The organism is Microbacterium sp. NPDC078814 (assembly GCF_040702645.1).
In the GTDB taxonomy this organism is placed as follows: Bacteria; Actinomycetota; Actinomycetes; order Actinomycetales; family Microbacteriaceae; genus Microbacterium.
The window spans coordinates 51,946-77,757 of the sequence record NZ_JBFBLT010000003.1 but is presented as its reverse complement, the minus strand read 5'-3'; the positions used below and the strand labels follow the sequence as shown (position 1 = coordinate 77,757).

The 25,812-nt window shown below is 71.1% G+C and carries 28 protein-coding genes; 15 read left to right on the top strand and 13 right to left on the bottom strand.

The window, feature by feature from the left end:
• Positions 1-27: 27 nt before the first annotated feature.
• On the top strand, positions 28-1,215 hold the full coding sequence (locus AB0300_RS06575; protein ID WP_366215698.1) for an MFS transporter: 1,188 nt from the start codon (positions 28-30) through the stop codon (positions 1,213-1,215).
• Positions 1,216-1,230: 15 nt separating this feature from the next.
• On the opposite strand, the gene AB0300_RS06570 is transcribed toward AB0300_RS06575, so the two are convergent.
• On the bottom strand, positions 1,231-2,037 hold the full coding sequence (locus AB0300_RS06570; RefSeq protein WP_249521125.1) for an HAD family hydrolase: 807 nt from the start codon (positions 2,035-2,037) through the stop codon (positions 1,231-1,233).
• A gap of 28 nt (positions 2,038-2,065) precedes the next feature.
• Positions 2,066-2,911 carry an exodeoxyribonuclease III gene (locus AB0300_RS06565; protein ID WP_085605648.1) on the bottom strand — a complete coding sequence of 282 codons (846 nt, stop codon included), beginning with the start codon at positions 2,909-2,911 and terminating at the stop codon, positions 2,066-2,068.
• A gap of 70 nt (positions 2,912-2,981) precedes the next feature.
• On the opposite strand from AB0300_RS06565, the gene AB0300_RS06560 reads away from it, so the two are divergent.
• The 4 genes from AB0300_RS06560 to AB0300_RS06545 all read left to right on the top strand — a co-directional run bounded on the left by AB0300_RS06560 (position 2,982) and on the right by AB0300_RS06545 (position 6,515).
• Positions 2,982-4,484 (top strand): RNA-directed DNA polymerase, encoded by a 1,503-nt coding sequence (locus tag AB0300_RS06560; RefSeq protein ID WP_366215697.1) that lies wholly within the window; start codon positions 2,982-2,984, stop codon positions 4,482-4,484.
• A 154-nt stretch (positions 4,485-4,638) separates the two neighbouring features.
• The gene (locus AB0300_RS06555) at positions 4,639-5,019 is read left to right on the top strand and encodes a hypothetical protein (protein ID WP_366215696.1); all 381 of its coding nucleotides are present in this window, start codon (positions 4,639-4,641) and stop codon (positions 5,017-5,019) included.
• A 36-nt stretch (positions 5,020-5,055) separates the two neighbouring features.
• Positions 5,056-5,616 (top strand): orotate phosphoribosyltransferase, encoded by a 561-nt coding sequence (pyrE, locus tag AB0300_RS06550; RefSeq protein ID WP_025104912.1) that lies wholly within the window; start codon positions 5,056-5,058, stop codon positions 5,614-5,616.
• Complete coding sequence (locus AB0300_RS06545) at positions 5,613-6,515, top strand: ROK family protein (protein WP_062637188.1); 903 nt, start codon at positions 5,613-5,615, stop codon at positions 6,513-6,515. The genes pyrE and AB0300_RS06545 overlap by 4 nt, the downstream gene beginning before the upstream one ends.
• A gap of 8 nt (positions 6,516-6,523) precedes the next feature.
• Here AB0300_RS06545 and AB0300_RS06540 read toward each other — a convergent pair whose 3' ends face one another.
• The 3 genes from AB0300_RS06540 to AB0300_RS06530 form a co-directional block, all read right to left on the bottom strand.
• Positions 6,524-6,859, bottom strand: coding sequence for a hypothetical protein (locus tag AB0300_RS06540; RefSeq protein WP_366215695.1), 336 nt, complete (start codon positions 6,857-6,859; stop codon positions 6,524-6,526).
• Between the two features lie 122 nt (positions 6,860-6,981).
• Positions 6,982-8,124 (bottom strand): MFS transporter, encoded by a 1,143-nt coding sequence (locus AB0300_RS06535; RefSeq protein WP_366215694.1) that lies wholly within the window; start codon positions 8,122-8,124, stop codon positions 6,982-6,984.
• 1 nt (position 8,125) lies between these two features.
• Positions 8,126-9,028: a MurR/RpiR family transcriptional regulator gene (locus tag AB0300_RS06530; protein ID WP_085605640.1), complete on the bottom strand. Its 903-nt coding sequence runs from the start codon at positions 9,026-9,028 to the stop codon at positions 8,126-8,128.
• A gap of 165 nt (positions 9,029-9,193) precedes the next feature.
• On the opposite strand from AB0300_RS06530, the gene AB0300_RS06525 reads away from it, so the two are divergent.
• From AB0300_RS06525 to AB0300_RS06490, 8 genes are all read left to right on the top strand, one after another.
• The gene (locus AB0300_RS06525) at positions 9,194-10,744 is read left to right on the top strand and encodes an ABC transporter substrate-binding protein (protein WP_025104907.1); all 1,551 of its coding nucleotides are present in this window, start codon (positions 9,194-9,196) and stop codon (positions 10,742-10,744) included.
• A 67-nt stretch (positions 10,745-10,811) separates the two neighbouring features.
• A complete protein-coding gene (locus AB0300_RS06520) occupies positions 10,812-11,783 on the top strand; it encodes an ABC transporter permease (protein ID WP_085605638.1) in 972 nt (323 codons plus the stop codon).
• On the top strand, positions 11,780-12,667 hold the full coding sequence (locus tag AB0300_RS06515) for an ABC transporter permease (protein WP_085605636.1): 888 nt from the start codon (positions 11,780-11,782) through the stop codon (positions 12,665-12,667). Before AB0300_RS06520 ends, AB0300_RS06515 begins: the two co-directional genes overlap by 4 nt.
• On the top strand, positions 12,664-13,569 hold the full coding sequence (gene murQ / locus AB0300_RS06510) for an N-acetylmuramic acid 6-phosphate etherase (protein ID WP_085605635.1): 906 nt from the start codon (positions 12,664-12,666) through the stop codon (positions 13,567-13,569). The genes AB0300_RS06515 and murQ overlap by 4 nt, the downstream gene beginning before the upstream one ends.
• Positions 13,569-14,759 (top strand): anhydro-N-acetylmuramic acid kinase, encoded by a 1,191-nt coding sequence (locus tag AB0300_RS06505; RefSeq protein ID WP_085605634.1) that lies wholly within the window; start codon positions 13,569-13,571, stop codon positions 14,757-14,759. The genes murQ and AB0300_RS06505 overlap by 1 nt, the downstream gene beginning before the upstream one ends.
• A complete protein-coding gene (locus AB0300_RS06500; protein ID WP_366215693.1) occupies positions 14,756-15,883 on the top strand; it encodes an enolase C-terminal domain-like protein in 1,128 nt (375 codons plus the stop codon). Before AB0300_RS06505 ends, AB0300_RS06500 begins: the two co-directional genes overlap by 4 nt.
• Positions 15,880-16,959 (top strand): serine hydrolase domain-containing protein, encoded by a 1,080-nt coding sequence (locus tag AB0300_RS06495; RefSeq protein ID WP_366215692.1) that lies wholly within the window; start codon positions 15,880-15,882, stop codon positions 16,957-16,959. The genes AB0300_RS06500 and AB0300_RS06495 overlap by 4 nt, the downstream gene beginning before the upstream one ends.
• A complete protein-coding gene (locus AB0300_RS06490) occupies positions 16,956-18,587 on the top strand; it encodes an ABC transporter ATP-binding protein (protein WP_366215691.1) in 1,632 nt (543 codons plus the stop codon). Before AB0300_RS06495 ends, AB0300_RS06490 begins: the two co-directional genes overlap by 4 nt.
• Before the next feature lie 21 nt (positions 18,588-18,608).
• On the opposite strand, the gene AB0300_RS06485 is transcribed toward AB0300_RS06490, so the two are convergent.
• The 6 genes from AB0300_RS06485 to AB0300_RS06460 all read right to left on the bottom strand — a co-directional run bounded on the left by AB0300_RS06485 (position 18,609) and on the right by AB0300_RS06460 (position 22,526).
• Positions 18,609-18,773 carry a hypothetical protein gene (locus AB0300_RS06485; RefSeq protein ID WP_366215690.1) on the bottom strand — a complete coding sequence of 55 codons (165 nt, stop codon included), beginning with the start codon at positions 18,771-18,773 and terminating at the stop codon, positions 18,609-18,611.
• Positions 18,770-19,339, bottom strand: a complete 570-nt coding sequence (locus AB0300_RS06480; protein WP_366215689.1) for a YdeI/OmpD-associated family protein — start codon at positions 19,337-19,339, stop codon at positions 18,770-18,772. Before AB0300_RS06480 ends, AB0300_RS06485 begins: the two co-directional genes overlap by 4 nt.
• 1 nt (position 19,340) lies before the next feature.
• Positions 19,341-20,150, bottom strand: coding sequence for an HAD-IIA family hydrolase (locus tag AB0300_RS06475; protein ID WP_025104898.1), 810 nt, complete (start codon positions 20,148-20,150; stop codon positions 19,341-19,343).
• Positions 20,151-20,245: 95 nt separating this feature from the next.
• A complete protein-coding gene (locus AB0300_RS06470; protein WP_085605626.1) occupies positions 20,246-20,878 on the bottom strand; it encodes a metal-dependent transcriptional regulator in 633 nt (210 codons plus the stop codon).
• A 44-nt stretch (positions 20,879-20,922) separates the two neighbouring features.
• Positions 20,923-21,222 carry a hypothetical protein gene (locus AB0300_RS06465; RefSeq protein WP_366215688.1) on the bottom strand — a complete coding sequence of 100 codons (300 nt, stop codon included), beginning with the start codon at positions 21,220-21,222 and terminating at the stop codon, positions 20,923-20,925.
• A 20-nt stretch (positions 21,223-21,242) separates the two neighbouring features.
• Positions 21,243-22,526, bottom strand: coding sequence for an Nramp family divalent metal transporter (locus tag AB0300_RS06460; RefSeq protein WP_366215687.1), 1,284 nt, complete (start codon positions 22,524-22,526; stop codon positions 21,243-21,245).
• Between the two features lie 128 nt (positions 22,527-22,654).
• On the opposite strand from AB0300_RS06460, the gene AB0300_RS06455 reads away from it, so the two are divergent.
• Positions 22,655-23,320 carry a TrmH family RNA methyltransferase gene (locus AB0300_RS06455; protein WP_366215686.1) on the top strand — a complete coding sequence of 222 codons (666 nt, stop codon included), beginning with the start codon at positions 22,655-22,657 and terminating at the stop codon, positions 23,318-23,320.
• Positions 23,321-23,347: 27 nt separating this feature from the next.
• Here AB0300_RS06455 and AB0300_RS06450 read toward each other — a convergent pair whose 3' ends face one another.
• Together AB0300_RS06450 and AB0300_RS06445 are read right to left on the bottom strand one after the other, a co-directional pair.
• Complete coding sequence (locus AB0300_RS06450) at positions 23,348-23,707, bottom strand: hypothetical protein (protein ID WP_313622526.1); 360 nt, start codon at positions 23,705-23,707, stop codon at positions 23,348-23,350.
• Positions 23,708-23,826: 119 nt separating this feature from the next.
• A complete protein-coding gene (locus AB0300_RS06445) occupies positions 23,827-25,149 on the bottom strand; it encodes an MATE family efflux transporter (RefSeq protein ID WP_303709185.1) in 1,323 nt (440 codons plus the stop codon).
• A gap of 94 nt (positions 25,150-25,243) precedes the next feature.
• Between AB0300_RS06445 and AB0300_RS06440 the strand changes: the two genes are divergently transcribed.
• Complete coding sequence (locus AB0300_RS06440) at positions 25,244-25,792, top strand: DUF1992 domain-containing protein (protein WP_126894240.1); 549 nt, start codon at positions 25,244-25,246, stop codon at positions 25,790-25,792.
• The last annotated feature ends 20 nt before the right edge of the window (positions 25,793-25,812 follow it).

Genomic DNA, 25,812 nt, shown 5'->3' with positions numbered 1-25,812 from the left:
CCGGGCGGGGGCCTGCCAGGATCGAGTGTGACCTCCTCGACGCGCCCGCGCCTGGCACCGCTCTACCTCGCCGGCTTCACCACCGCGTTCGGCGCGCACGGCATCGCTGCCGCCCTCGGCGCCGAGACCGAGGACATCGGCTGGACGCTGCTGGCCTTCGGCTTCACGCTCGCGCTGTACGACATCGCCGAGGTGCTGCTCAAGCCGCTCTTCGGGGCGCTCAGCGACCGGGTCGGGGTGCGTCCCGTGATCCTCGGCGGTCTGCTGGCCTTCGCCGCGTTCTCGGTGGTCGGAGCGCTGGCCCCCGGCATGATCGGCCTCGTGATCGCGCGCTTCGGCCAGGGGGCGGCCGCTTCGGCGTTCTCGCCGGCCTCCTCCGCCGCGGTGGCGCGGTTGACGGACGAGGCGTCGCGTGGTCGGTACTTCGGCCGCTACGGCTCCTGGAAGAGTCTCGGATATGCGCTCGGCCCCCTGCTCGGTGCGGTGCTCGTGGTGGCGGGCGGGATCCCGGCACTGTTCTGGGCACTCGCCGTGCTCGGGCTGGCCGCGGCCGGATGGGTGCTGGTCGCCGTCCCGGCCGTGCCGGTGCTGCCCCGGAAACGGGTGACGCTCGTCGACCTCGGACGGGAGCTCCTCGCCCCGGGGTTTCTCGTCCCGACGTTGGTGCTGGCGGCCACGACCGGCGCGCTCGCCGTGGCCGTCGGCTTCCTGCCCCTGCTCGGGCGGGAGGCCGGACTCGGCACTGTGGGCAGCATGGCGATCGTCACGGTGCTCGCGGTCGTGTCGAGCATCGTGCAGCCCCTGGTCGGGGCGGCGCACGACCGCGGCCGGCTCTCGGTCCGCCTCGGCGCGGTCGGCGGGCTGCTTCTCATCGGCGTGGGCATAGGCCTCTCGGCCTTGTGGGTGACCCCGGTCGTGTTGTGCCTCACGGGTGTGCTGGTCGGTGCCGGGGTGGGGCTGGCCACGCCGGTGGCGTTCTCGCACCTCGCGGCATCGACGCCCGCCGAACGCATGGGACGCACGATGGGCAGTGCGGAACTGGGCCGGGAGCTGGGCGACGCGGGTGGCCCGCTCGTCGCGGGGGCTGTGGCGACGGCGACGGTACCGGCGGTCGGGATCGGCGTGATCGCGGCGCTCACGGCGGGGGCGGGTGCCCTGGCTCTCCTCGGCCTGCGACCGCCGAGTGCCGAGGCGCGTCCGAACGGGGCCGACTGACCGCGGTGGCCCGGTTCAGGGGCCGAGCAGGCGCTCGATCACGCGGGCCACGCCGTCTTCGTCGTTGGTCGCGGCGGTCTCGTCCGCGGCCTCCTGCACGACGGGTTCCGCGTGTGCCATGGCCACGCCGTGACCGGCCCAGCGGAGCATCTCGACGTCGTTGAGAGCGTCTCCGAACGCCACGACATCGAAGCGATCGATGCCGAGGTGCGTGCAGAGGCGCGCGAGTCCCGTGGCCTTCGTGACGCCCTGCGCCATGACCTCGACGAACGGGGCGCCGGACAGCGTGGCCTCGAACCCGGTGAGCCCGAGGGAGCGCAGGGTCTCGAAGAGTGCGGCGGGCGCGAGCTCGGGGTGCCGGATCACGAGCTTGAGCGTCGGCGCGGCCAGCACCTCGTCCAGCGGCACGCCGCCCATCGTCGCGGGGTCACGCTTGTGATCGGACAGCTGCGCGATCGCCGCGTACCCGTGCTGTGCGACGAATGTCTCGCCGCCCTCCCGCACGCTCGCGAAGAGCAGGCCGGGGACGCTGGCGCGCAGCGCGTCGGCGAGAGTGCGCAGCGTCGCGGGCGGCAGCTCCTCGGCGAACAGCATGCGGCCCTCGGTGAGATGTGTCGCGTACGCACCGTTGCCGCACAGCGCCCACCCGTCGAAGCCGGCGTCGGCGGCGATCACGCGCAAGCCGATCGGCTGGCGGGCGGTGACGGGCACCACCGCGACGCCCGCGTCCCGCGCGGCGTCGAGCGCGGCACGGGTGCGCGGAGACACCGCGGACGAGCTGTCGAGCAGGGTGCCGTCGAGGTCGGTCGCGATCAGCCGCACGGGGTAGGTCCCTGAGCCTGTCGAAGGGTCAGGAGAAGATCATCGGCAGGTCGTCGTCGGCGTCGTCGCCGCCGAAGTCCAGATCGACCACCACGGGCACGTGGTCGCTGGGCTGCTCGCCCTTGCGCTCGTTGCGGTGGATCGACGCCCCGGTGACGGCATCGGCGAACGTCTTCGAGCCGAGGATGAAGTCGATCCGGATGCCCTCGTTGCGCGGGAACTTCAGCCGCTGGTAGTCCCAGTAGGTGTAACCCTCGGGGAGCAGCGGGCGCACGACGTCGGTCACGCCCGCGTCGGTCAGCGCGAAGAACGCGTCGCGCTCGGCGGGGGAGACGTGGGTGGAGCGGCCGACCACGATGTCGGGGTCGCCGTTGTCATGGTCGAACGGGATGATGTTGAAGTCGCCGACGAGGGCGAGCGGAAGGTCGGGATTCGCCGACAGCTCGGCCGCCGTGGACTGCTTGAGCTGCTCGAGCCAGTGCAGCTTGTAGACGTAGTGCGGGTCGTCGAGCGAGCGGCCGTTGGGCACGTACAGGCTCCAGACGCGCACGCCGTCGACCATGACGCCCAGAGCACGCGCCTCCTGCGGGGCATCGGGGCCCTCGTGGCCCTTCGCGAACCCGGGCATGCCGTCGAAGGCGGTGCGGACGTCGGTGATCGGCAGCCGGCTGGCGATGGCGACGCCGTTCCACTGATTCAGGCCGTGCACCTCGACGTGGTAGCCGGCCTCCTCGAAGGGCGCATACGGGAACTGCTCCGGCTTGCACTTCACCTCCTGCATCGCGAGCACGTCGATGTCTTCACGGACGGCGAACTCGACGGTGCGGGTGACGCGGGTGCGGATGGAGTTGACGTTCCAGGTGGCCAAGCGCATGCGTCCAGCCTAGTTGCGAGATTCGACCCGACGCTTCCCTTGGCGATTTAGACGGCACCATAATCGGGAGATGCGTGCAATCGATGACCTGGCTGTGAAGGACCTCTCCGATGCCGTGGAATTCGCCGCCGATCATCCTCGACGGCTGCTGCCCGAGCGAGCGTGGGTCACCCCGGCGATCGAAGCCCACCGCGACGAGTTTGCGCAGATGGCGCACACACAGATCACTGGAGAATGGCAACCGAGCCGTGAGCGGATTGTCGGAGCGAGCAAGGCTCGGCATGGCGTGCGCCCGGTGGCGGTCTGGGACCCGGTGAGCCATGCAGCGTACGACGCCCTGGTCGCGCGGATCACGCCGTCGCTGCCTGAACTCGTGCGCTCCGGTGACGCATGGCGGGAGTTTCTTCGATCGCCGCTGAATGATTATGCGGCGCCATCAGCCAAGTACATCGTCGCTGCGGATATCGCGTCGTGCTATCAATTCATCGACCATGGGATCCTCGCGGCGGAACTCACCGGGCGATCAAACGACCGGACGGCCGTGCAATCCATCGTTGACCTGTTGCGTGAGACGGGAGATCGTCGCTACGGACTGCCGCAGCAATCGCGCTCGAGTGATGTCATCGCCGAGCCATACCTCGCCCGCTTAGAGCGAGCGCTCGTTCGTAAGGGACTCACTCTTTCGCGCTACAACGACGACTTCCGCATCGTCTGCGAATCGTGGTCGAAGGTTAATCGGGCGATCGAGGTGCTTTCGGATGAGGCTCGACAGCTCGGACTCACGTTGAACGACTCGAAGATCGTCACTTCGAAAAGAGGAACGTACGAGAAGAGTCTCGACGAAGGGGACAAGCTTCGAGATGAAATCGCCGGTGAGGTGGGCTTCGTCTTCGACGAATACGACGAGGACAGCGAGGCACGCGAAGACGAGGCCGCCACGGACGTTGCACTCACCATCCTTGATCGGTGGCAGAAGATCGCCGGGACCGGCGAGGTGGCGGAAGCCGATCAAGCCACCCATCGCTCGCTGCTCGACCTTATTCCACGAGCCTTAGGAACTCTACGAGCGCAGGCGCATGACGACCCCTTCGCGGTCGAGGTCGCGTTCTCGCTGCTCCGGTTCGAGCAGACGCTGACTCCCAACGCATGTAGATATTTGGCGACGGTGCCGACGAAGGGAACCGTCGTGAATGCGTTCGACACGTTCCTTCAAGGGGACCGCTACCTCACCGACTGGCAGGCCTGGTGGCTGCAGATTCCGCTTCGCGGCGTTGCTCTCGCCGATGGGGCGGGAGGTCCAGCGCGCTTGGATTGGCTCCAGAAGGTTTATCGATCGACGGAACATGCACCTCTAATACAAGCTGAGACGGCACTGACGTTGGCTACCTTCGGGCATCCCGAGGCCTCCGAAGAGGAACTGGTGCACCGCTACGACCGTGCGACGAGAGTCGAAAGGCCAACTTTCGTCGCCGCACTCGCGACCGCCGGAGCGAGTACAGCGATGAGAAACGCAGTGGTCTCTGACTCGCCTCTGCACGAGTGGATCTTCGATTCGGTCGAAAGTCGTGCCTGACCTGCCGAAGACTACCGCCGGAGAAGAATCGCTCGGTCGGCTGCGACAACGACTCGACGAGTTCGAGGTGGCCGTTGCGGTGCTAGCCGCACGACCCTGGCGTGGTCGGCATCAATCCGGGCAGTCCGATGAAGGGATACGTGCTAATGCCCTCGTGGACCTCGTCGCCATCACAGAGAATTTTTCCGTGCACCGGTTGCTCGGAGTCGCGCCGGCGCTGACCGACCGCCAGGTCGGTACCTGGTACTCGCGGAAGGATCACTGGGCGAACCACGGCGTCGATCACGAGACCGCGCTCGCTCACGTTTGGCCGCAGATGGATGGGTTCGTTGTGGTCCGCAACGCCTTTCAGCACGGCCTTGGCGTCCTGACGCAGCAGCAATTGACGCAGCACCGCGACGACGTACTTCGGGTGCTATCGCAGTGTGGGGTCTTTGTCGACGGCGCCCGCGTGCGGCTCGCGGACACAGACGTGCGACGCTGCGCGAGCACCTGCTTCGCGTACATTCTGGAGGTTGACAACCGCGCACTCTAGTCAGGACTGGCACGTGTGCCTCCTACACTGGATGCCGTGACCGCACTCGACGCAGACCGCCAGACCCTCCTCGCCCTCATCACGGACGAGGCGGTGTTCCACGGCGATTTCACCCTCTCCAGCGGCAAGAAGGCGACGTACTACGTCGACATGCGCAAGCTCACCCTCGACCACCGCGCCGCTCCGGCCATCGGCCGCATCATGCTCGACCTGATCGCCGATCTCGACGTCGTCGCCGTCGGCGGTCTGACGCTCGGCGCCGACCCGATCGCGAACGCCGTCCTGCATGCCTCGGTCGGCACCGACCGTCCGCTCGACGCGTTCGTCGTGCGGAAGGAGCCGAAGGACCACGGCCGCGGTCGCCAGATCGAGGGCGCCGACGTGAAGGGCAAGCGCGTGGTCGTGCTGGAGGACACCTCGACCACCGGGCAGTCCGCGCTCAAGGCGGTCGAGGCGCTGCGCAAGGAAGGTGCGGAGGTCGTCGCGGTCGCGGTCATCGTCGACCGCAAGACCGGCGCGCAGGCCGCCATCGAGGCCGAGGGCCTGGAGTGGCGCGCGGCCTTCGACCTCGACGACCTCGGACTCGACCCGCAGTGACCCGCTATGCGCTGGCCGTCGACGTGGGCGGCACGAAGATGGAGGCCGCCCTCGTCGCCGACGACGGCACGCTCGTCCCCGGCAGCCGCAGCCGGCAGCCCACCGGCCGCGAGGCGACGTCCGCGTCGTTGACGGCGGCGGTCGACGCGATCGTGCGGCATGCGCTCGCGGCCCTGCCAGCCGATGCGGAGCTCGTCGGCGCCGGGATCGGCAGCGCGGGTCCCGTGGATCGGACCCGCGGGGAGATCCTGCCGGTGAACATGCCCCTCGCGCGGGGGTTCGGCCTCGTCGATGCGGTCGCCCGTGCGGCCTCGACCGCACTCGGACGGGACGTCCCGGCGGTCCTGGGTCACGACGGCGGCGCGCTCGCGCTCGCGGAGTCGTGGCTGGGGGCGACGCAGCAGGCGGGAGCCTCCCTGTCGATCGTCGTGTCCACCGGCGTCGGCGGCGGTTTCGTCGTGGGCGGTGCGTATGTGCCCGGGGCGAGCGGCAACGCCGGGCACCTCGGGCAGGTGCGCCGCGAGGGCGGGCTCACTCTTGAGGAGATCGCCTCCGGACCTGCCAGTGCCGCCTGGGCGCGGGAGCAGGGCTGGTCCGGCGCGACCGGGGAGGACCTGGCCCGGGACGCCGCGGCCGGTGTCGCCGTCGCCCGCGCGGCGATCGAGCGCTCGGCCCGCGCCGTCGGGGAGGCACTGGCCGATGCCGCCACCCTCGTCGACCTCGACGTCGTCGCCATCGGCGGCGGCTTCTCGCGGGTGTCGGCGGACTACATCGACCTCGTCCAGCAGGCTCTCACCGCCAGCGCCGTGCACGAGTACTCCCGTCGCACCCGCGTCGTCCGCTCGGGCCTGGGCGACGAGGGGCCGCTGATCGGCGCCGCCGCCCTCGTCCTGCGCTGACGGGAGTGTCAGCCCCCTGACACGAGCAGGTGTCGCGGGGGCCCTTCGAGCCGGGCGACGGCGATCTTCAGATCCGTGACGTCCGCCGCCACCGCATCGATGCGTGCGGTGAGCTTCTCTTCGACGGTGTCGATGCGTGCGGTGAGCTTCTCTTCGACGGTGTCGATGCGTGTGGTGAGCTTCTCTTCGACGGAGTCGATGCGTGTGGAGAGCCGGTGGTCGACGGTGCCGAGACGCTCGTCGATGCGACGGATCATCCACGCCCCTGCCGCGAACAGGCTCGCGCCGAGGGTGAGCACGACGCCGATCGCGCTGACGATGATCGTGAGGGTGTCCGCGGACACGGTGCTCCCTTCCTCAGTGCGGGTGTGGCTTCGACGATACGTGGTCGCCGTGCGGGCGCCGGTCGGAATTCCGGCATCTGTGAAGAGGTCGCGTGCAGGCTCGATGGGGGAGGAAGAGTGAGTCACCGCAGCGCCGGGACGGCGCGCCCGGAGCGCGACGCCACGAGCATCAGCACGGGGATGACCGCGCACAGGACGGCGGACACGAGGAACGTGACGCCCGACGCCGGGTCGCGTCCGATCAGCAGGACGAGCGTGGGCACGAACGTGCCGCCGACCGCGCCGCAGGCCACGAGCGCCCCGGTGACGGCGGCGCTGCGGGCCGGATCGAGTCGGTCGAGCGCGAGTCCGAGGATGAGGCCGTAGCTCGGGGCCAGCAGGACCACCACGACGGCCAGGATGAGCAGCGCCGCGACCGGCTGCTCGCCGAGGAGCACCCCGGCGAGCACCAGGAGGAGGGCGGCAGCACCAGTGGCGGTCGCCAGCAGCGCGAGCGGCGGAACCGCCGCGCGCCGGAGAGCGGCGGCGCCGAAGCGGCCGACGGCCATCAGCGCCCAGAAGGCGGAGGTGCCGAGGGCGGCGGTGGCGGGCTCGATCGCGAGCGCCCGCTCCGGGATCACGGCCGACCAGCCCGACAGGACGGTCTCCACGCCGACGTAGAGCGGCAGAGCCAGCGCGAAGGGGAGGAGGACGAGCAGGGAGCGTGCGTCCCGTCGCGCCGGGGCCTCGGTCGCACGGGCGAGAGTGCTGGCGCCGGCGAGCACCGCGACGGTCGCCAGGGGTACGGTCGCGAGCAGCGCCAGGGCCGGACGGGCGCCGGCCCCGAGCGCGACCACGAGCGGTGTGACGGCGGCGCACACGGCGACCGTGCCCATCAGGGCGCTCAGCACCCCGGTCGCGCTCCCCGTGCTGGCGGCCTTGGCTGCCACGGAGCCCGCGGCCTCGACGAGACCGAACCCGAGCCCCGCGAGCGCGGCGGCCGCGATGAAGACGCCCGGATCCGTCGCGAGGGCGACACCGACGATGGCGGCCGCCTGGAGGAGGCTGCCCAGCACGAGCGTCGTCCGGGGCGGTCGGCGCACCAGGAGCGGGCCCGACAGCAGCACGCCCACGAGGAGTCCCGCGAAGAGGACGGGCACGGCGGCACTCAGGTCGGCATCCGTCGCGTGCTCTGCGGACGGAAGGACGGCCGGGACGAACGCCGCGGTCACGCCGAGGCCGCCGAACGCCGTGAACAGCCCGACGCGGAGTCGGCTCGCGCTCATCTCAGGCACCGCCCGCGCGCACGTGATGCACGGCGGCGAAGGTGTCGCGGAGGGCCTCCATCGAGCGATCGTAGTTGGACTGCGCGACCCCGATGAAGATGCAGTCGACGACCATGAGCTGGGCGATCCGGCTGCCCAGGGCCCCGGAGCGGAAGCCCGTCTCGCGCGCGGCGGTGGTCAGCACGATGTCGGCCTGACCGGCGAGCGGGGAGCCGGCATGGTTGGTGATGGCGATGGTCGTCGCGCCCGCCTGCCGGGCGAGCAGGAGGAACTCGATGGTGTCGGTCGTGGCGCCCGTGTGCGAGACGGCGATCGCGACGTTCCCCGGCCCGAGGGTGGCGGCCGAGGTCCAGGCGGCGTGCGGGTCGGACCACTCCAACGCCGTCCGCCCGATCCGGGTGAGCTTGCGCTGGAGGTCGAGCCCGACGATGGAGCTCGCCCCCACGCCGAAGATGTCCACCCGGGTGGAGGAGGTGATCGCCTCGACCGTGGCGCGGAGCGCGTCGGTGTCGAGCACCTTGGCGGTGTCGGCGAGGGAGAGCGTCTCGGCGAGCGACACCTTCGCGACGATGTCGGCGAGGGTGTCGTTGCGGTCGATGTCGCCGGACACGGCGGGGAGCGCGGCGGTGTCGAAGGTCTCGCGTTCGACCTCCCGCAGCACGTGGTTGCGCAGCTCGCGCACATGCTCGTACCCGAGACGCTTGCAGAACCGCACGACGGACGTGGTCGAGGTGTCGCAGCGGTGCGCGAGCTCGGCGACGGAGAGCCCGGCGGTTCCGGCGGGGTCGGCGAGGAACAGGTCGGCGATGCGCTGCTCGCTCGGACGGAGTTCTGGGCGCAGGGCGCGCATCCGCACGAGCACGAGATGGGTGCCGGCGTCGTCGCGAGCGGCATCGTGGGGCATGGGGTCTCCGATCGGTGTTCATAACACTAGAGGAACTTCTGTTACATGCGTAGATGCTTTCGTGTACTTTTGGTACTTACCCAGACCGACGATGTTCGCGGGGCATCAGGCAGCACCGCCTGATCCGAGCCAGGGCGACGCGGTCCCAGCCAGGAGGAAACAGCAATGAGCACAGCACGGTGGGCGTCTCTCGGCGCCCTCACCGCCACGGGCCTCGCCGCGGCGCTCGTCATCACCGGGTGTTCCGCACCGGCGTCGAACCCGTCCGACACCGGATCCGGATCCGCCGGCGGCGACCTGGTCATCGGCGTCACGAGCGATCCCGACACCCTCTTCCCGTGGAAGGCCACCCAGTTCCAGGCGGTCAACGTCCTGCAGAACCTGTACGGCACGCTGACCGAGTTCGACGAGGAGCTCAACGTCGTCCCCGGTCTCGCCGAGTCCTGGGACGTCTCCGAGGACGGCCTCACGGTCACCCTCCACCTCCGCGAGGGCGTCACGTTCGCGGACGGCAGCGCCTTCGACTCCGCCGACGTGAAGTACTCGCTGGACGCGATCGCCGATGAGGCGACCGCTGCCGTGGCCGCGAGCTCCCTCGCCTCGGTCGCCGCCGTCGAGGCCACCGACGAGAGCACCGTCACCCTCACCCTCAGTGCCCCCGATGCCGCGCTGCCCGCGAACCTCGCCGTCATCAACATGGCGATGCTCTCGTCGGACGACACCGAGGAGGCGCTCAACACCACCCCGAACGGCACCGGCCCGTTCGTGCTGGAGGACCGGAAGGCGAGCCAGTCGCTCACCCTCGCCAAGAACGAGGACTACTGGGGCGACACCGCGCTGCTCGACACCGTCGAGTTCCGCGTGATCCCCGACGAGTCGTCCATCGTCTCGGCGATGCAGTCCGGCAACGTGCAGCTGGCCGTGTTCGACGACCCGCTCGTCGCGCAGACGGCCGAGGGCGCGAACGTCGAGGTCGCCACCACCCCGCAGCTCAGCTACCACGCCCTGCAGCTGAACGCGCAGCGCGGCGACCTCGCCGACGTGAACGTGCGGCTCGCGATGCAGTGCGCGATCGACCGTCAGGAGGTGCTCGACACCGCCGCGCTCGGCGAGGGCGAGGTCACCGGTCCGATCACCTCTCCCGCGTTCAAGTCCGACCCCGACGCGCGCCCGTGCCCCGAGCGTGACCTCGACAAGGCGGCCGAGTACCTGAAGAAGGCCGGCAAGGAGGACGGCGTCACCGTCAAGACGATCGTGTCCCAGGGCGAGTACGCCACCTCCGTCAACGAGGCGCAGAACCTCAAGGCGCAGCTCGCCGACGCGAACATCACGCTCGACCTCGAGGTGCTCGAGTCCGGCGCGTTCGTGGACCGCTGGATCGCGGCCGACTTCGACGCCGCGGTCGCCCTCAACGGCGGACGCCCGGACCCGGACGGCATGTACGGCCGTTACTTCACCAGCACCGGCAACCTGAACCAGGTCGCGGGGTACTCCTCGCCCGAGCTCGACGCGCTCTTCGCCGAGGGACGCGAGACGGCCGACCCGGAGAAGCGCAAGGACATCTACGCGCAGGTCTCCGAGAACCTCGAGGACAACGCCGCCTGGATCTGGCTGTTCACCAGCTACACCTACACCGCGACGGCCTCGACCGTCGACGGCTTCACCCCGATGGCGAACGGCTCGCTGCAGTACCTGCGGACCACCTCCATCCAGTAGTGGAACGAGGGGGCGCGGACGTCCGCGCCCCCTCGGCTCCCCGACGACAGGCACCTCTCCCACGCGCATGTTCAGACAGCTCCTCCGCAACAGCGTGCTGCGACGCATCCTCGCAGCCCTCGGCACCCTCTTCGGCGTCGCCGTCTTCGTCTTCCTGATGCTGCGCGCCATCCCCGGCGACCAGATCAGCTCCGGCCTCGGCACCGAGGCGGCCGCGCTCACTCCGGCGCAGCGTGCCGCGCTCGAGGCGTACTACGGTCTCGACCAGCCGCTCGTCGTGCAGTTCTTCTCCTGGCTCGGCAACATCTTCACCGGCAACCTCGGCTTCTCCTCCCGGGCGCAGACCAGCGTGCTCGAGCTCACCGCCGCCGCGCTGCCGGTCACCTTCGAGCTCGCGATCTTCTCGATCGTCATCGCGCTCGCCATCGGCATCCCGCTCGGCATGCTGTCCGCCTCGAAGCCCGACTCGCTCCGTGACGGCGTCGGTCAGGTCGTCGGCCTCGCCGGCCTCTCGATCCCCGCGTTCCTGCTCGGCACGGCGCTGCTGGCGATCCTCGCGCAGTCCCTCGGCTTCAACCCGAACGGCCAGGGCTACGCGCGGCTCTTCGACGACCCCGCTCTGAACCTCCAGCAGATGCTCCTGCCGTCGATCGTGCTCGGCTTCGGCATCGCCGCGCCGATCATGCGCACCACGCGCACCGCGGTCCTCGAGATCCGTGCCAACGACTTCATCCGCACCGCGAAAGCCAAGGGCGTGCCGCCCCGCCGCCTCCAGGTGCGCCATGTGCTGGGCAACGCGCTGGTCCCCATCGTCACCATGACCGGCCTGCAGTTCGGCTACCTGCTGGGCGGCGCGGTCGTGGTGGAGCAGATCTTCTCGCTCCCCGGCATCGGCCGCCAGGTGCTGCTCGGCATCCAGCAGAAGGAGTACGCGCTCGTGCAGAGCACCGTCCTGGTGATCGCGCTCGCCTTCGTCATCGTCAACCTGCTCACCGACCTGCTCTACCGGGTCATCGATCCCCGGGTGCGTGCCGCATGACCGACATCTCTCAGACCCCGGCCCTCGCTCCCGGCGGCGGGCGCACCATGGAGCGCGTGCGTCTCCTGCTGCGCAGCCGCAGCGGTCTCGCCGGCCTCATCATCGTCGTCCTGCTCGCGGTGCTGAGCCTCGTCTCGGCGTTCGGCCTGCTGCCGTTCGACCCGCTCGCGCAGGACCCGCCGTCCCGGCTGCAGCCGCCGTCCGCGGTGCACTGGTTCGGCACCGACCAGTTCGGCCGCGACGTGTTCTCGCGGGTGGCAGCCGGTGTCGCCAACTCGGCGCTCATTTCCGTGGTCGCCGTGGCGTTCGCGACCGTGGTCGGCACGGTCTGCGGACTCATCGCCGGTTTCTACCGCGGCTTCTCCGACGGGGCGATCACGGCGGTCACCAACGTGCTGTTCGCGTTCCCGCCGCTGCTGCTCGCCCTGTCGCTCGCCTCGGTGTTCGACCGCAACTGGTTCACGATCGCCGTGGCCATCGCGATCGTCTACGTGCCGATCTTCATCCGCGTGACCCGCGGCCCCGTGCTGTCGCTGCGCGAGGTGGAGTACGTCAAGGCGGCCAAGAGCACGGGGCAGAGCCGCATGGCGACCATGTTCCGCCACGTCCTGCCGAACATCACCTCGATCATCATCGTGCAGGTCACGCTCTCCCTCTCGTGGGCGGTGCTCACGGAGGCGTCGCTGAGCTTCCTCGGACTCGGGACTCCGCCGCCCGCGCCCTCGCTCGGCTCCATGATCTTCGAGGCGCGGACCCTCGTGACCATCGCCCCGTGGACGATGATCGCCCCCGGCGTGGTCGTCGTGCTCCTCGTCGTCGGCCTGAACCTGCTGGGCGACGGGCTGCGCGACAGCCTCGACCCGCGGAACCGGGGCAAGCGATGATCGCGGAAGACCTCGGCGCCCTCGCCACCGAGGCGAGCGACCCCCGGTACGCCCGCCTCGATCAGATGAGCGTGGCCGAGCTCGCGCAGACCATGAACGAGGCCGACGCCACCGTGCCCGCGGCCGTGCAGCGCGCCCTCCCGCAGATCGTCCCGGCGATCGAGCAGACGGCCGCGCGCATGGCGCAGGGCGGACGTCTGGTCTACGTCGGCGCAGGCACCCCCGGACGCATCGGCGTGCTCGACGCCTCCGAGTGCCCGCCCACGTTCAGCACCCCGCCGGAGCTGGTGTTCGCGATCATGGCCGGCGGTCCCGGCGCGATCGTGAACCCCGTCGAAGGCGCGGAGGACGACGCGGAGGCGGGTGCCGCGGCCATCGACGCCGCGGACATCGGCCCGCTCGACACCGTGATCGGCATCGCCTCCAGCGGCCGCACGCCGTACGTGGTCGCCGCCGTCCGACGGGCGCGGGAGCGCGGGGCGCTCAGCGTGGGCCTGTCCTGCAACACCGGCACCGCGCTGAGCGCGGTCGCCGAGCACGGCATCGAGGTCGAGGTCGGCCCCGAGGTGCTCGCCGGCTCCACGCGCCTCAAGTCCGGCACGGCGCAGAAGCTCGTCCTGAACATGTTCTCGACCATCGCGATGGTCCGGAACGGCAAGGCCTACGGCAACCTGATGGTCGACGTGAAGGCCACGAACCACAAGCTCCGCGAGCGCGCGATCCGCATGGTGCGGACGATCGCCGACGTCGATCGCGACACGGCGGCCGCCGCGCTGGAGAGCGCAGGGTGGGATGTGAAGCTCGCCACGATCATGATCCGCCGCGGGGAGGACCTCGCCGCGGCCACCGACCGACTCGCGGCGGCCGACGGCCGTCTGCGCACCGCACTGGAGGAGAACTGATGCGCGTCCTGGGACTGATCTCCGGCACCTCGCACGACGGGATCGACGCCGCCGTCGTCGACTTCGCCACCAACGGGGGATTCACGGCGCACGGCGTCGACCTTCGGGGCACGGTGCTCGCGTCCACGAGCGTCCCCTACGATCCCGCGCTGCGGGCACGCCTCATCGCCGCGCTCCCTCCGGCGCAGACCACCCTGGCCGAGGTGGCCGAGCTCGACACCCTCATCGGGCAGGCGTTCGCCGATGTCGCGGCCGATATCGCGACGGAGGTCGGCGGCGTCGACGCGGTGTGCTCGCACGGCCAGACCGTTTACCACTGGGTCGACGGCGCCCACGCCCTCGGCACCCTCCAGATCGGGCAGCCCGCCTGGATCGCCGAGAAGGTCGGTGTGCCCGTCGTCTCCGACATCCGCATCCGCGACATCACGGCGGGCGGCCACGGCGCTCCGCTCGTGTCGTTCCTCGACGAGCTGCTGCTCCGTGGCCGCGCCGGCGTCTCGGCGGCGCTCAACCTCGGCGGCATTTCCAACATGACCGTCGTCCGCCCGGACGGCCTCGTCGCCTACGACATTGGCCCCGCGAACGCCCTGGTCGACGCGGTCATCGTCGCGCACGACCTCAACCCGCTCGGCTATGACGACGATGCGGCGATCGCCCGGACCGGACGGATCGACCAGGCGCTGCTGGACGCCATGCTCGCAGACCCCTACTACGCCCTCACCCCGCCGAAGAGCACGGGCAAGGAGCACTTCCACCTCGCCTACGTGCAGGAGCACCTCGCGGCGCAGGGACGTGAGATCGCGGTCGCCGACGTCGTGCGCACGCTCACCGAGCTCACGGTCCGCACGGTCGCCCGCGACGTCGAGGCCGCCGGGATCGGCTTCCTCGCGGTGTCCGGCGGCGGCTGCCGCAACCCGCTGATCCTGGACGGGCTGCGGACTGCGCTGCCGCAGACCGAGGTCGTCCTGGCCGACGAGCTCGGCGCCCCCGCCGACAGCAAGGAGGCTATCCTCCTCGCGCTCATCGGCTGGTCGACCCTGCACGGCGTCCCCGCCATCGTCCCCGGCGGGACCGGGGCGCGCGAGCCGCGCATCCTCGGCACGATCACGCCCGGCGCCGGTCCGCTGCAGATGCCAGAGCCGGTGGCGGCCATCGACTCCCTCGCCCTCACGGAGGCGGCGGGATCGTGACCGTCGTCGAGCGGATGCGCGTGCTGCGGGTGCCTTCGCCCCTGGCGCGTCCCTTCGTCACGGCCGTCCGTCGCACGGACCACCTCGATGTCGTGCTCGTGGAGGTGACCGACGCCGACGGTCGCCGCGGATACGGGGAGGCCGCGACGAGCTGGCGCGTCACGGGGGAGAGCCCGGAGAGCGTGACGGCCGTGGTCGCCGGTCCCTTCGCCGACGCCGTGCTCGGGCGCTCCGTCGACGACCCCGGGCTGCCGGACGCCCTCGCCGCGGCGGCCTGGGGCAACGCCGCTGCCCGCAGTGCGGTGGCCTGCGGGGTCGCCGACCTCGCCGCGCAGCACCGGGACGAGCCGCTCGCGCAGACGCTCGCCCCGCACGCAGACGCGCCCGCGCGCATCCGTACCGACATGACGCTGTCGGTGGCGGAGCCGGCCGCACTGGCCGCGACCGCGGTCGAGCATGCGGCGGCGGGATTCCGCTGCCTCAAGATCAAGGCGTCCCGCGAACACGATGCGGTCGCGGGGCTCGTGGCCGTCCGCTCCGCCGTCGGTGCCGACATCACCCTGCGCGTGGACGCGAACCAGGCGTGGGACGCCGAGACCGCGATCCGCGTCATCCGGGCGGCGGAGGACGCCGGTCTCGGACTCGAACTCGTCGAGCAGCCCGTCGCCGCGCGCGACCTCGATGCGCTGGCCGTGGTGACCGCCGCCGTCGACACGCCGATCATGGCGGACGAGTCGGTCCGCACCGCGCGGGACGTCCGGGACATCGCCGTGCGCGGAGCCGCCGGGCTCGTGAACGTCAAGCTCGCCAAGACCGGCGGGCTCCGCGAGGCGCTCGCGTGCGTGCAGGCCGCCCGCTCCGCCGGACTCGGCGTCATCATCGGCTGCATGATGGAGTCGCACGTCGGGGTGGCCGCCGCGGCGCACCTCGCCGCCGCGGTCGCTCCGGACGTCGTGCACGACCTCGACGCGGCATCGTGGTTGCGCCGGTCGCCGGTGACCGGAGGGCTGACCGCCGACGCGGGGCGGCTCACCCTCGCCGCGGCGGCGGGACTGGGGATCACCGGGATCGCCCCCGATGCCGAGGTGCTGCTCGACCGCTCCCGGACCGGAGCTCTCGTATGAGCGCCGCCGAGGCGATCGCCGCAGTCCTCGCCGGGCCGACCGCGCCGCGCGGAGCCGTCGCCGGTGTCGCCACCCGCATGGGCCGGGACACGGCCGCCGGCGGCCTCGCCGATCTCGCGGGGACGCCGGTCACGACGGACACGGCGTTCGACCTCGCCTCGGTCACCAAGGTCGCCGCCACCACCACCGCGATCCTCCGGCTGGTCTCCCGGGGCGACCTCCGGTTCGACGATCCGGTGGACCGCTTCGTCCCCGGAACCGCCTGCGCCCCCGGGACGACCGTGCGGCACCTGCTCCTGCACCGGGCGGGGCTCTGGGAGTGGCAGCCGCTCTACCTCGACGGTACGAACGACGGCGCGGCCGCCGCCGACACTCTCCCGCTCCGCTACGGCGTGGACGAAGGACGGCACTATTCCGACCTGGGTTTCCTGATCCTCGGACGGATCATCGCCGCCGCGACCGGCCTCCCCCTCGACGCCGCCGTGCGCGAGCTCGTGACCGGGCCCCTCGGTCTCACGCGCACGGGCTACGGGCCCGTCTCCGGTCGGGTCGCGTCATCCGCGGGCAACGGGGATGCCGCCGAGCGACGCATGGTCGCCACCGGCACGCCCTACCCGATCCTCACCTCTCGCCGGCACTTCCCCTGGCGTGAGGGGGAGATCACCGGGGTCGCCAACGACGGCAACTGCTTCCACGCCCTGCACGGCGTCTCCGGGCACGCCGGCCTGTTCGGCACGGTCGACGAGCTGCTGACCCTCGGCGTCGCGCTCGCCGCCCCCGAGTCGCACCCCGAGCTGTGGGATCCGGCGCTCGTGGCCGAGCTGTTCCGCGACGGCCCCGACCCCGGGCAGGCCCTCGGCTGGCGCAGCGACACCGTGACGGCGGACGGGCGCCCGACCCGGGTGCTCTGGCATCCCGGCTACACCGGATGCGCGCTGGGCGTGGTCCCCGCCACCGGAACCGCCGTCGTCCTCCTCGCGAACCGGCTGTTCGCCGACGAGATCGCCCCCACCGAGACCCTGTGGCGCGCAGCGCTGCCCGCACTCCTGGACCCCGAAGGAACGAGTACCCCATGAGCACCACTCCGCCCGTGCTGAGCATCGACGGCCTCGCGGTCGCCTTCCGGACCGGCTCCGAGCTGGTCACCGCCATCAGCGACATCTCGATCGACATCGCCGCCGGGGAGACGGTCGCCGTGGTCGGCGAGTCCGGCTCCGGGAAGTCCACCACGGCGGCCGCGGTCAACCGCCTGCTGCCGGAGAACGGCGTCATCACGGCGGGCAGCATCCGCTTCGACGGCCGCGAGCTCACCGACCTCCCCGAGAACGCGATGGTGTCGCTCCGCGGGGCCGGCATCGGCCTCGTGCCGCAGGATCCGATGTCGAATCTCAACCCCCTCCTGCGCGTGGGTGAGCAGATCGGGGAGGCGCTCGAGGTCCACGGGTACACGAGCGGCGACGCGACGAAGGCCCGTGTGGTCGAGCTGCTGGAGATGGTCGGGATCCCCGATGCCGCCCGCCGGGCGACCCAGTACCCGCACGAGTTCTCCGGGGGCATGCGGCAGCGTGTGCTCATCGCGATGGGGCTCGCCTGCAAGCCGCGGCTGCTCATCGCCGACGAGCCCACCTCGGCGCTCGACGTCACCGTGCAGCGGCGGATCCTCGACCAGCTCGACCAGCTGACCGACGAGCTGGGCACCGCGGTGTTCCTCATCACCCACGACCTCGCCCTCGCCGCCGAGCGCGCCGACCGCATCGTCGTGATGTTCCGTGGCCGTGTCGTGGAGGAGGGCACGTCGGCGGACGTCCTCGGCAACCCGCAGCACGAGTACACCCGGCAGCTGCTCGCGGCCGCGCCGAGCCTCGCGTCCCGCCGCGACGCCCTGCCTGCGCGCGAGGTCGCCGTCGACGCCGTGCCCTTCGTCGAGATCCGGGACCTGCGCAAGGAGTTCCCGCTCCGGAACGCGAAGGCCGGGGAGCCGCAGACCTTCACGGCGGTCGACGGCGTGAGCTTCTCGATCCGCCGCGGCACGACCGTGTCCATCGTGGGAGAGTCGGGCTCGGGCAAGTCCACCACGGCGAACATGGTGCTGGGACTGGAGGACGCGACCTCCGGGGCCATCCTCTTCGACGGCACCGATCTCACGACCCTCCGCCGCAAGGAACTGTTCGCGCTGCGCCGCCGCGTGCAGCCCGTCTTCCAGAACCCGTACGCCTCGCTCGACCCCCGGTACACCGTGGAGCAGTCGATCGCCGAGCCGCTGCGCGTGCACCGGATCGGCACCGCCGCTTCCCGGCACGCCCGCGTCCTGGAGCTCCTGGAGCAGGTCGCCCTGCCCGCGGCCATGGCCGAGCGGCTGCCGCACGAGCTCTCCGGCGGACAGCGGCAGCGCGTCGCGATCGCCCGCGCCCTGGCCCTGGAGCCCGAGCTCGTCGTGCTGGACGAGGCGGTCTCCGCGCTCGACGTGCTGGTGCAGGCGCAGATCCTCGACCTCCTCGCCGACCTGCAGAAGCGCCTCGGGCTCAGCTACCTCTTCATCAGCCACGACCTGGCCGTCGTGCGCATGATCTCCGACGAGGTGCACGTGATGCAGCGCGGCGTCGTGGTCGAGAGCGGCACCCCGGAGAGCATCTTCGACACGCCGCAGCATCCGTACACCCGGGAGCTGCTCGCCGCGATCCCCGGGGCGTCGCTCGCCTCCTGAGACCTCCCGGCGGCCGTCGGCTCAGCGCCGGCGGTCGTCGTCGTCCCAGGGGCCCTCCCACCAGCCGGCACGGTCGTCGTCCTCGCCGCCGCGGCGGCGGGAACGCACGAACTGCACCACGAACACGACCAGCGACGTGAGCATGATGAGGAACAGGACGAGGAACAGCAGGTCGCTCTGGTTCATGGGCGCTTCCCCTCCGCGGCATCCGCCACGATCTTCGCGATGCGCGCGGCCCTGGTCTCCGGCCGCTTGGCCATCGCGATGTGCGTGAGGCCGAGCTTCTTCACCGACTTCGGGAACGCATCCCAGTTCCCCCTCGCCGCGGGCACCGCGTCGAGGGCGGCCGTGAGCTCCGGCGGCTCGATGCCGGCCTCGGGGCCGTCGAGGACGGTCCAGGAGCCGTTCGCCTTCGCCGTCTCCAGCGCACGGATGCCGGCCGGAGCGAGGAGCCCCGCGGCCTCCAGCTCCGCGATACGGGCCTTGTTCGTCGCCGCCCAGCCGCTCCCCGGGCGCCGAGGGGAGAACCACTGGCCACCGGTCTCGTCGTCGAACGTGCGCACCGGGCCGTCGATCCACCCGAAGCACAGCGCCTGCCGGACGGCGTCCTCGTAGCCGACGCCGGTGGCGGATCGCCCGCGCACGCTCAGCAGCCACACCCCGGCCGTGCGTTCGTGGTTCGCCTCGAGCCAGGCGCGCCAGGCCGCGGCGTCCGCCGCCGTGACCCGCTCGCCGTCGTCGAGGGCGCCCACGTCAGTCCTCGTCGAGGGTGGGGATCGAGTCGGTGATGGTCGGCAGCAGGTCGGCGACCGAGTCGACGATCTCGTCCGGGCGGAAGGGGTACTGCTCGATGATCCGCTGGTCGCTGATGCCGGTGAGCACGAGCACCGTGTGCAAACCCGCCTCGATGCCGGCGACGATGTCCGTGTCCATCCGGTCGCCGATCATGCCGGTCTTCTTCGAGTGCGCGCCGATCTTGTTCAGGGCCGAACGGAACATCATCGGATTGGGCTTGCCGACGACGTAGGGCTCCTTGCCGGTGGCCTTGGTGATGAGGGCGGCGATCGCACCCGTGGCCGGCAGCACCCCGTCGGCGCTCGGGCCGGTGGCGTCCGGGTTGGTCACGATGAAGCGCGAGCCGTTGATGATGTGGCGGATGGCCTTCGTGATGGCCTCGAACGAGTAGTTGCGGGTCTCGCCGACGACGACGAAGTCGGGGTTCGTCTCGGTCATGATGAAGCCGGCCTCGTGCAGCGCGGTGAGGATGCCGGCCTCGCCGATGACGAAGGCGGAGCCGCCCGGGAGCTGCTGCGCGAGGAAGTCGGCGGTCGCGAGCGCCGAGGTCCAGATGCGCTCCTCCGGCACGATCAGGCCGCTCGCACGGAGGCGGGCCGAGAGGTCGCGGGCGGTGAAGATCGAGTTGTTCGTGAGCACGAGGTAGGGGATCTCGTTGCGCTCCCATCCGGCGAGGAGTTCGGAGGCCCCGGGGATGGCGTCGTTCTCATGGACGAGCACGCCGTCCATGTCGGTGAGCCAGCATTCGATGTCGTCACGGTGTGCCATGTGCTCAGCCTAGAGGCCCCACCTTTCCTTTCGAATCGCCTGATTGGTCCCATCCCCGGCCGGTTTGCCGCAAAGTGCGCGATTCGAAGCCGGGGTCAGGCCGACAACCACACCACGTCGCGGGCGGCGGGGGGCAGCGGCGGCTCGGTGCCGTCGAGGGCGATGCCGGACGGGGTCACCGTCACGGTCGTCCCGACGACGACCCCGTGGGAGTCGAGGGTCCGCAGGAGCTCCGGGTCGCGGTCGTCGACGCGGAGCACGCGGCCGGTGTGTCCGTCCGGGGCGTCCGCGAGCAGGACGAAGGGCTCCCGTTCGATGCGGCCCTCCGCGTCCGGGATGGCGTCTCCGTGCGGGTCGAAGCGCGGCCGCCCCAGGCGCTCGTCGATGCCCTCGAGCAGCCGGTCGCTGATGGTGTGCTCCAGCACCTCGGCCTCGTCGTGCACCTCATCCCATCCGTACCCGAACTCCTGCACGAGCCAGGTCTCGATGAGGCGGTGGCGGCGGACCATCGCGAGGGCTCGGGTGGTCCCCGCGTCCGTCAGCCGGACCGCTCCGTAGGGCACGTGCGACACGAGTCCCGCCGCGGCGAGCTTCTTCACCATCTCCGTGACCGACGACGGGGCGATGCCGAGCTTGGCCGCCAGGACCGAGGGGGTGATCGGCGCATCCTGCCACTCGGTGTGCGCGTAGACGGTCTTCAGATAGTCGTCAGCTGCCGGGGATGCCACCCCACCACCTTACGTGTCCGGGTCGGCCGGCCTCGCGGCCTGAGTCAGGCGCCCGCGGAGCCGAGCAGGATCACGGCCGCCTGCCCCGCGAAGAAGAGCACGAGGAATCCCAGGAGGGCGGCGGCGAGCGAGAGGCGCCCGTCGAAGCCCTCCACCTCGGCGATGCCCACCTTGCGGGCACGGAAGGCGAAGATCAGGGTCGCGACGCCGAGCGCGAGCTGCACCCACGGGCTGGCCGGGCCGATGACCTTCGGGAATGCGATGAGCAGACCGCCGATGACGCCGGTCGCGAAGCCGCTCCAGGTGAGGAGGCGGACGGTGCGTCGGGCGGAGTCTGCAGACATGATGTCGAGCCTATCCGGCGTCATGCCCCCGTCAGCACCAGCCAGAGCAGGGCGCCGTTCAGGGCGATGAGGAGCACGGAGGCCACGACGCCGGCGACCGTCGTCCACGGCCGGTTGACCCAGGCGCCGAGCGTGCGGCGCTGCGCGGTGAGGGTGACGAGCGGGATCAGCGCGAACGGGATGCCGAACGACAGCACGACCTGGCTGAGGACGAGGGCGAGCGTGGGGTCCACCCCGATGCCGAGGATCACCAGCGCGGGGATGAGCGTCACCAGGCGCCGGGCCAGCAGGGGGATGCGCACGTGCAGGAGGCCGTGCATGATCTCGGCGCCCGCGTACGCGCCGACGGAGGTCGAGGCGAGACCCGAGGCGAGCAGCCCCACGGCGAAGAAGGTCGCCACGACCGGGCCGAGGCCTGCGGCGAGGGCGGCGTGCGCCCCCTCCAGCGAGTCGGTGCCCGCGACGCCCGCGAGGTTCGCCGCCGCGAGCAGGAGGATTCCGAGGTTCACCGAGCCCGCGATGACCATCGCGATCGTCACATCCCAGCGCGTCGCCGTGAGCAGGCGGCGGATCCGCGAGGTCTCGATCCGGGCCGCCTCCTCGGTCGTCTCGGCACTCGTCGCACCGAACCGGTCGCGGGCCAGAGAGGAGTGCGCGTAGATCGCGTGCGGCATGATCGTCGCGCCGAGGATCGAGGCGGCGAGGAGCACGGACCCCGTGTCCTCGAAGCGCGGCACGAGGCCGCTCACGACGCCGGCCGGGTCGGGTGGCGCGAGGAACAGGCCGGCCATGAAGCCGATCGTGATCACGAACATGAGGCCGATGATCACGAACTCGAACGGTCGGGCGCCGCGACGGTTCTGCACCGCGAGCAGGACCATGGACACGGCCCCGGTGATGAGGCCGCCCCACAGCAGCGGCACGCCGAAGAGAAGGTTCAGGGCGACGGCGCCGCCGATGACCTCGGCGAGGTCCGTCGCCATCGCGACCAGCTCCGCCTGGAGCCAGTAGGCGCGGCGGGCCCAGGGGCGGCGCAGCCGCTGGCCCAGCACCTCCGGGAGGCTCTGGCCGGTGACGACGCCGAGCTTCGCGGACAGGTACTGGATCAGCCAGGCCATCACGTTGCCGGCGACGACCACCCACACGAGCAGATAGCCGTACTGCGCCCCCGCTGTCATGTTGCTGGCGACGTTGCCCGGGTCGAGATAGGCCACACCCGCCACCAGCGCCGGTCCCAGCAGCCACAGCAGGCGCGGCGAAGCGGTGCGAGCAGGGATCACGGAGGCGGCGGAATTTTTAGGCACACCGAAACCGTAGCGTATTTTTCGGCACACCTAAATATCGTGTCGTGATGGCCGGGACTCCTTCGACGATGGGGTGCCGGCTCCTCCGCCCGACGGCGACCAGGCGGAGGCGGCGATAGCCTGGCGGGATGGAAGCGCAGCGCCCCGAGAGCACGGAACCGACCGCCCCCGGGGGGTCCTCGGCGCAGCCCGGATACGGCGTCGGCCCCTGGCCCGGAGGGCTGTCGGCCTGGCCTGAGGGAGAGCAGTACGATCCCGAGCTCCTCGCGCACGGCGACACGCGAAACGTCATCGACCGCTATCGCTACTGGCGCATGGAGGCGATCGTCGCTGATCTCGATACGCGGCGTCATCCGTTCCACGTCGCGATCGAGAACTGGCAGCACGACATGAACATCGGTTCCATCGTGCGCAGCGCCAACGCGTTCCTCGCCGATACGGTGCACATCATCGGCCGCCGTCGCTGGAACAAGCGCGGCGCCATGGTGACCGACCGCTACCAGCACGTCGTGCACCACGAGGACATCGCGACCTTCGCCGCCTGGGCGGCCGCAGAGGGTCTGCCCGTCATCGCGATCGACAACGTCGACGGGGCCGTGCCGGTGGACCGCGCCGACCTGCCGCGCTCGTGCGTGCTCCTCTTCGGTCAGGAGGGGCCGGGCCTGTCGCCGGAGGCACTGGCTGCCGCCTCCGGTCACATCGAGATCACGCAGTACGGCTCGACCCGATCGATCAACGCGAGTGCCGCCGCCGCCGTCATCATGTACGAGTGGTGTCGTCGCCACGCGGAGTGAGCACGACGAGCGGTCGTACCTGCTTCGTCAGGCCGGATCGATGCCGAAAAGGTGCCGCGAGATCGCGCTGACGTCGCGGTCGAGGCCGTCCATGCGCCGGCTCAGACCGTGCACCTCCTTCCGGAGATCCCCGATCTCGGCTTTCACGCCGACGATCTCGCCCCTGATCCCGCCGATCTCGCCCTTGATCCCGCCGATCTCGCCCTTGATCCCGCCGATCTCGCCCTTGATCCCGCCGATCTCCGTGTGGATCCCGCCGATCTCCGTGCGGACCGTGCCGATCTCCGTCTTGATGATCCTCACGAACATCGTCGCCATGAGCGTGATCGTGGCGTACATGCCCGAGGCGAGAACCCCGATCGTCGTCCATACCTGCGCGTCGTTCATCCCCAGCAGCCCTTCAGTGTCGCTCCATGCTGGACCGGAGCGACAGAGTGGCGGGGCGCTGTATTCCGCTGTGCCCGGCGGCAAGGGATAAGTCGTTCTTCGGGTCGCCTGTGGAGGAGCTACGCCGGCGCGGCGAGCCACCGGCCGGAGCGCACTCGCCACCCCAGCGTCGCCAGCCGTGCGAGCAGGTACACCCCGAAGAACGCGACGGCGAGCCACACGAGGCCGGCGGTGCCGTCGACCCCCGTCGCGGCGATGATCGCCAGGGTGGGCAGGAACGGCACGAGGTTCAGACCGCCCGCGATCGCCAGGTACCGGGCGTCGTTCGCTCCCATGAGCACTCCGTCGAGCACGAACACCACGCCCGCGACCGGCTGCGCCACCGCGAGCACGATCAGGGCCGGCTGCACCACCTCTGCCACGCCCTGATCGCCGGTGAAGACGATGCCGAGCACCCCGGAGAGGGCGGCGATGACGGCGCCGACCACGACGCCGAACCACGCTCCCCACGCGACCGTCCGCGCCAGCACTCGCCGCACCTGCTCCTCGTCACCGGCGCCCAGCTCCTTGCCGATCAGCGCCTGCGCGGCGATCGCGAGCGCGTCGAGGGCGAAGGCCGCCGCGGAGAAGATGGTGAACACGATCTGCCACCCGGCGAGCTCCTCGGTGCCGATCCCGGTCGCCACGGCCACGGTCGCGAGCAGGGCGATGCGCAGGCTCACGGTGCGGAGGAACAGCCAGCCGCCCGACGTCGCGGTGTGGCGCAGGCCCTCCCGCTGGGCACGCAACGAGGCGCTGTGCCGGGTCGCGAGGCGCCGGACCACGAGCGCGTACGCCGCGACCATGCCCCACTGCGCCGTCACGGTGCCCGCCGCGGAGCCGGCGATGCCCCAGCCGAGTCCGTAGATGAAGAGCCAGTTCAGCAGGGCATTCGCCGCGAAGCCGAGCCCCGCGATCCACAGCGGCGTCATGGTGTCCTGCATCCCGCGCAGGAGACCGGTGGCGGCGAACACGATGAGCATCGCGGGGAGACCCCACATCGAGATCACGAGGTACTCGTTCGCCTGCGCCGCGACCTCGGCGCTCGCGCCGAACAGGGAGACGAGCCAGGGGGACGAGACGGCGCCGACGACGGCGAGCACGGCACCCAGGCCGAGCGCGAGCCACATGCCGTTGATCCCGACGGAGACCGCCTCTCCCGGACGCCCGGCCCCGAATCGTCGCGCGACCGCGGGGGTCGTGGAGTACGCGAGGAACACCATGAGGCCGACGATCGTCTGCAGCACGGCTCCGGCGATGCCGAGCCCGGCGAGGGGGACAGTGCCGAGATGGCCGACGAGGGCGGCGTCGACGATGAGGAAGGCCGGCTCCGCGATGAGCGCGCCGAGGGCGGGGACCGCCAGGCGCAGGATCTCGCGGTTCAGGGAGGTGCGGGCGGCCATCCTCCGAGCCTATGACCTGTCGTCGACGCCCGAGACCGCCGGCCTCGACCGGACGTAGGGTGAAGGAGGAGCTCCCAGCGGACGGAGGCGCACCATGACGGATCCCCGGGAGGCGGCCGCGCGCTATCGAGCGCGGCAGCAGCAGGGCGATGCTGTCCCCGACGAGGCGGACACCGCCGCGCCGCCCGGTGCCGCGGCCGCGGTGGACCGCGCCGCCTTCGTCGAATCCGCCATCCAGGTCGCCATCCGTCGCGGCGACTTCGACGATCTGCCGGGAGCCGGGAAGCCGCTCGAAGGTCTCGGCGACCACCACGACCCGGACTGGTGGATCCGCCGGAAGATCGAGACCGAGGGCCTGACCGGGCTCGGCCCTCCCGCCATCCTCCTGCGCACGGAGGACCGCGAGCTCGACGGGCAGCTCGACCTCCTCGGTCGCGAGTCCGACGTGCGCGAGGTGCTCGAGGACTTCAACCGGCGTGTGCGCGAGGCCCGACGCCAGCTCCAGGGCGGACCTCCCGTCGTGACCCCGCTGCGCGACGTCGACGCCGAGGTCGTCGCGTGGGCGGAACGCCGGGCCGCGCGGACACCGCTGCCCGAGACGTCGCCGCGGCGCCGACGCTTCGGGCGCCGACGCCGGGACTGAGGTCTTCTGGACACCGTGGG

Bases quoted from the DNA above. Each gene is read 5' to 3' on its own strand.
- AB0300_RS06560 (WP_366215697.1), top strand. From the start codon at position 2,982: ATGCGTGCAATCGATGACCTGGCTGTGAAGGACCTCTCCGATGCCGTG.
- AB0300_RS06475 (WP_025104898.1), bottom strand. From the start codon at position 20,150: ATGGCACACCGTGACGACATCGAATGCTGGCTCACCGACATGGACGGC.
- AB0300_RS06535 (WP_366215694.1), bottom strand. From the start codon at position 8,124: ATGAGCGCGAGCCGACTCCGCGTCGGGCTGTTCACGGCGTTCGGCGGC.
- AB0300_RS06530 (WP_085605640.1), bottom strand. From the start codon at position 9,028: ATGCCCCACGATGCCGCTCGCGACGACGCCGGCACCCATCTCGTGCTC.
- AB0300_RS06495 (WP_366215692.1), top strand. From the start codon at position 15,880: ATGAGCGCCGCCGAGGCGATCGCCGCAGTCCTCGCCGGGCCGACCGCG.
- AB0300_RS06445 (WP_303709185.1), bottom strand. From the start codon at position 25,149: ATGGCCGCCCGCACCTCCCTGAACCGCGAGATCCTGCGCCTGGCGGTC.
- AB0300_RS06515 (WP_085605636.1), top strand. From the start codon at position 11,780: ATGACCGACATCTCTCAGACCCCGGCCCTCGCTCCCGGCGGCGGGCGC.
- AB0300_RS06490 (WP_366215691.1), top strand. From the start codon at position 16,956: ATGAGCACCACTCCGCCCGTGCTGAGCATCGACGGCCTCGCGGTCGCC.
- AB0300_RS06505 (WP_085605634.1), top strand. From the start codon at position 13,569: ATGCGCGTCCTGGGACTGATCTCCGGCACCTCGCACGACGGGATCGAC.
- AB0300_RS06520 (WP_085605638.1), top strand. From the start codon at position 10,812: ATGTTCAGACAGCTCCTCCGCAACAGCGTGCTGCGACGCATCCTCGCA.
- AB0300_RS06450 (WP_313622526.1), bottom strand. From the start codon at position 23,707: ATGAACGACGCGCAGGTATGGACGACGATCGGGGTTCTCGCCTCGGGC.
- AB0300_RS06465 (WP_366215688.1), bottom strand. From the start codon at position 21,222: ATGTCTGCAGACTCCGCCCGACGCACCGTCCGCCTCCTCACCTGGAGC.
- murQ (WP_085605635.1), top strand. From the start codon at position 12,664: ATGATCGCGGAAGACCTCGGCGCCCTCGCCACCGAGGCGAGCGACCCC.
- AB0300_RS06525 (WP_025104907.1), top strand. From the start codon at position 9,194: ATGAGCACAGCACGGTGGGCGTCTCTCGGCGCCCTCACCGCCACGGGC.
- AB0300_RS06485 (WP_366215690.1), bottom strand. From the start codon at position 18,773: ATGAACCAGAGCGACCTGCTGTTCCTCGTCCTGTTCCTCATCATGCTC.
- AB0300_RS06440 (WP_126894240.1), top strand. From the start codon at position 25,244: ATGACGGATCCCCGGGAGGCGGCCGCGCGCTATCGAGCGCGGCAGCAG.
- AB0300_RS06455 (WP_366215686.1), top strand. From the start codon at position 22,655: ATGGAAGCGCAGCGCCCCGAGAGCACGGAACCGACCGCCCCCGGGGGG.
- AB0300_RS06565 (WP_085605648.1), bottom strand. From the start codon at position 2,911: ATGCGCTTGGCCACCTGGAACGTCAACTCCATCCGCACCCGCGTCACC.